The sequence below is a fragment of the Streptomyces spiramenti genome, assembly GCF_012034385.1.
GTDB classification, from domain to species: Bacteria; Actinomycetota; Actinomycetes; order Streptomycetales; family Streptomycetaceae; genus Streptomyces; species Streptomyces spiramenti.
In genome coordinates, this window is the sequence record NZ_JAAVJB010000342.1 from 1 (window position 1) to 3,928 (window position 3,928).

At 75.1% G+C, this 3,928-nt stretch carries 3 protein-coding genes; 2 read left to right on the forward strand and 1 reads right to left on the reverse strand.

What is annotated here, in order from left to right; all coding sequences use genetic code 11:
- Positions 1–99: 99 nt before the first annotated feature.
- Positions 100–780, reverse strand: coding sequence for an FCD domain-containing protein (locus tag HCJ92_RS22850; protein ID WP_167935506.1), 681 nt, complete (start codon positions 778–780; stop codon positions 100–102).
- 160 nt (positions 781–940) lie between these two features.
- Here HCJ92_RS22850 and HCJ92_RS22855 point away from each other — a divergent pair, with 160 nt between their 5' ends.
- Together HCJ92_RS22855 and HCJ92_RS22860 are read left to right on the forward strand one after the other, a co-directional pair.
- Entirely contained in the window at positions 941–2,107 is a 1,167-nt protein-coding gene (locus tag HCJ92_RS22855) for an enolase C-terminal domain-like protein (RefSeq protein ID WP_167935507.1), read from the forward strand.
- A gap of 219 nt (positions 2,108–2,326) precedes the next feature.
- A complete protein-coding gene (locus HCJ92_RS22860; RefSeq protein WP_167935508.1) occupies positions 2,327–3,823 on the forward strand; it encodes a dihydrolipoyl dehydrogenase family protein in 1,497 nt (498 codons plus the stop codon).
- The last annotated feature ends 105 nt before the right edge of the window (positions 3,824–3,928 follow it).

The following is a 3,928-nucleotide window of genomic DNA, read 5'->3' on the forward strand; positions in this document are numbered from 1 at the left end:
GGGCCCGCGCCGGTGACGTACCGGTGCGGGCCCCGCGGCGTGTCCGGTCGGGCCGGGCGGGCCCGTCACCACGGTCGCGCCGACGCAGGGGCCGGCCGGTCACCCGCGGTGCTCGACCGCGGCCTCCAGCGCCTCGACCGCACCCGCGGTGAGGCTCAGCTCGATGTGGCCCCGCATGAGCTCCTCCGCGCCGGCGGCGTCACCCTCGACGACCAGGTCCGCGAGGCGGGCGTGCTCGTCGTGGTCACGCAGCCGCGGGGCGTCCCCCTCCGGCAGGTGGAGGCCGAACCGCCGGTAGCGGTCGACCTTGTCCCAGAGATCGTCGAGCAGCCGGATCAGCACCGGGTTGTGCGAGGCGACGTACAGCGCACGGTGGAAGGCGCGGTGCGCCGTCAGCGCCTCCTCGCCGGTGGCCCGGTTGACCGGCAGCAGCTCGTGCTGGGCCAGGCGAAGGGCGATGACGTCCTCCGGGGTGCGGCGCTCGGCGGCCAGCCGTACCGCCGCGGGGTCCAGGGAGAGCCGCACCTCCAGCAGGTTCCGGGCCTCCTCGGCGCTCATCGCGGCGACCCGGGCGTCCCGGTGGGCATCGAGGTCGACCAGGCCCTCACTGCTGAGGCGGCGTGCCGCCTCCCGGATGGGGGTGATGCTCATGCCGAGATCCTCGGCGAGGTCGTACTGGGCCAGTCGCGACCCCGCCGGCAGCGCGCCGCTGAGGATACGACCGCGCAGTTCGGCGTAGGCCAGGTCGGCCTTGCTGGCGAAGACCCCCCGTATGGACACCTCGGCCCGCCTCCTTCCGTGCCCCGGTCGCGCGGTCGTGGCCGCGCCCCGGGCCCGGCGCGCACGGCCGGGGTCTTGACGGGACGTTCGTGGGGCGTGAACCTAGCACGCGGACAATCTTATAAGTTACAACCTGGCATCGCGCCGGAAAGAGGCCTCCATGCGGATCACCGCCGTGCACGAGGGCGTCGTGCCCATCAGCTCGTCCATACGCAACGCCTGGATCGACTTCACCACCATGGACTGCTCCGTGGTCGCCGTCGTCAGCGACGTGGTCCGGGACGGACAGCCGCTCGTCGGCTACGGCTTCAACTCCAACGGCCGCTACAGCGCCGGGGAGATCCTGCGCCGCAGGGTGCTGCCGCGTCTGCTGGACGCCGAGCCCGGCGCCCTCCTCGACGAGGCCGGCCGGCTGGACCCGGCCCGCGCCTGGGAGGTGATGATGCGCAACGAGAAGCCCGGCGGCCACGGCGAGCGGTCGGTGGCCGTGGGCGTGGTCGACATGGCGCTCTTCGACCTCGCCGCGAAGATCGAGGACGTCCCGCTGTACCGCTACCTCTCGGACCGCCACGGCGACGGCTCCCCCGACGACTCGGTCTTCGTCTACGCCGCCGGCGGCTACTACGCCCCCGGGAGGACCCACGCCGACCTGCGGGATGAGATGCGCCGCTTCCTCGACCAGGGCTACGAGGTCGTGAAGATGAAGATCGGCGGCGCCGACCTCGCCGAGGACCTCCGCCGGATCGAGACGGTGCTGGGGGTCCTGGACGGCGACGGCTCCCGGCTGGCCGTCGACGTCAACGGCCGGTTCGACCTCACCACCGCGCTGGAGTACGGCCGCGCCATCGAGCCCTACGGGCTCTTCTGGTACGAGGAGGTCGGCGACCCGCTCGACTACCGCCTCAACGCCACCCTCGCGGAGCACTACCGCGGGCCGATCGCCACCGGCGAGAACCTCTTCTCCCTCCAGGACGCCCGCAACCTCGTCCGCTACGGCGGGATGCGGCCGGACCGCGACGTCGTCCAGGTGGACCCCGCACTCTCCTACGGCCTGGTCGAGTACCTGCGGGTGCTGGAGATGCTGCGCGACCACGGCTGGTCGGCCCGGCGGTGCATACCCCACGGCGGCCACCAGTTCTCCCTCCACATCGCGGCGGCACTCAAGCTCGGCGGCAACGAGTCCTACCCCGGGGAGTTCCGCCCCACCGGCGGGTTCGCCGACGGCGCCCGCGTCGAGGGCGGCAGGATCGGGCTCACCGACGCCCCCGGGATCGGGTTGGAGCTCAAGGCAGAGTTCCACCGGGTGCTCCGGGCCCTGCACACCTGACCCACCGCGACGGCTCGGGCTTCTCGGAGCGGCGGCCCCCCCCCGGAGTCACCCGGACGCCGACCGGGTGAGAGATCGACCGATCCGGCCGCGCGTGCCGACACGCGTCGCCGGTCTCCGGTTCCGTGGCACGGATGGCGCGGTACCGTCCGCTCCCGGGAACCGGCGCGCCCGGTACCGCGCCGGGCAAGGCGTCGTCAGCGCAGAGAGAGGGTCGTCATGGCGGAGGAGCGGGCACAGGACACCACCGGGGGTGGCGGAGGGAAGACCGCGCGCGGTGCGGCGGAGACCGCCGACGTCCACGACGTGGTGGTCGTCGGCGCCGGCCCGGTCGGCGAGGTACTGGCCGGCAGGGTCTCCCAAGCGGGGCTGAGTGTGGTGATCGTGGAGAACGAGCTGGTGGGCGGCGAGTGCTCCTACTGGGCGTGCATGCCAAGCAAGGCGCTGCTGCGGCCCGCCGCCGCCCTGTCGGACGCCCGTGCCGTCGCCGGCGCCCGGCAGGCGGTCGACGGGCCGCTGGACGCGGCGGCCGTGCTGGCCCGGCGGGACGACTTCACCCACGACTGGGACGACTCCTCCCAGGTGGAGTGGCTCGACTCGGTCGGGGTGCCGCTGGTCCGGGGCGTCGGCCGGCTCGCCGGGGAGCTGCGGGTCGCGGTCGAGACCTCCGACGGCAGCAGCCGGGTGCTGACCGCCCGCCACGCCGTCGCCGTCTGCACCGGGAGCCGCGCCCTGGTACCCGACCTCCCCGGCGTCGCCGAGGCCCGCCCGTGGACCAGCCGCAACGCGACCAGCGCCTCGGAGGTCCCGGGCCGGCTGGCGGTCGTCGGCGGCGGTGTGGTGGGGGTGGAGATGGCCACCGCCTGGCAGGCCCTCGGCTCCCGGGTGACCGTGCTGGCCCGCGGCGACGCCCTGCTGCCCCGCATGGAGCCCTTCGCCGGGGAGCTGGTGGCACGATCGCTGCGCGACGCCGGCGCCGACGTCCGCACCGGCACCTCGGTGACCGCGCTGCGCCGGCCGGATCCGGGCGGGCCGGTCACCGTGGTCCTGGACGACGGCGGCGAGGTCGAGGTCGACGAGGTACTGCTCGCCACCGGACGCGGCCCCCGCACCGAGGACCTGGGGCTGGTGACGGTCGGGCTGGAGCCCGGCGACTGGCTCCGGGTGGACGACAGCTGCCGCGTGGACGAGGTCGCCGGCGGCTGGCTGTACGCGGTCGGTGACGTCAACGGCCGCGCCCTGCTGACCCACCAGGGCAAGTACCAGGCCCGCGTCGCCGGGGACGCCGTGGTGGCGCGGGTCCGGGGCGAGGCGGCGGCAGGGGGGCGGTGGGGCGCGCACGCCGCCACCGCCGACGACGAGGCCGTCTCGCAGGTGGTCTTCAGCCACCCCGAGGTCGCCTCCGTGGGACTGACGGCCTCGGACGCCGAGTCGCGCGGCATCCGTGTCAGGATCGCCGACGCGGACCTCGGTGCGGTCGCCGGGGCCTCGCTGTACGCGGACGGCTACCAGGGCCACGCCCGGCTGGTGGCGGACGCCGACCGCGGCGTCCTCGTCGGCGCCACCTTCGCCGGCCCGGCGGTGACGGAGATGCTGCACGCGGCCACCGTCGCCGTGGTGGCCGAGGTGCCGGTGGAGCGGCTGGCCCACGCCGTCCCCGCGTACCCGACGATCAGCGAGGTCTGGCTCGGCCTGCTGGCCGAACTGCGGGACTGAGCCGCCGCGGCAGGGGCCGGCGGGCGCGTCGCCCGTCCGGCGCCGGTCCGCGCCGGTCCGCGACGGGCCATGACGCACGGGTGGGCCGCCCCGCCCGTGCAGCAC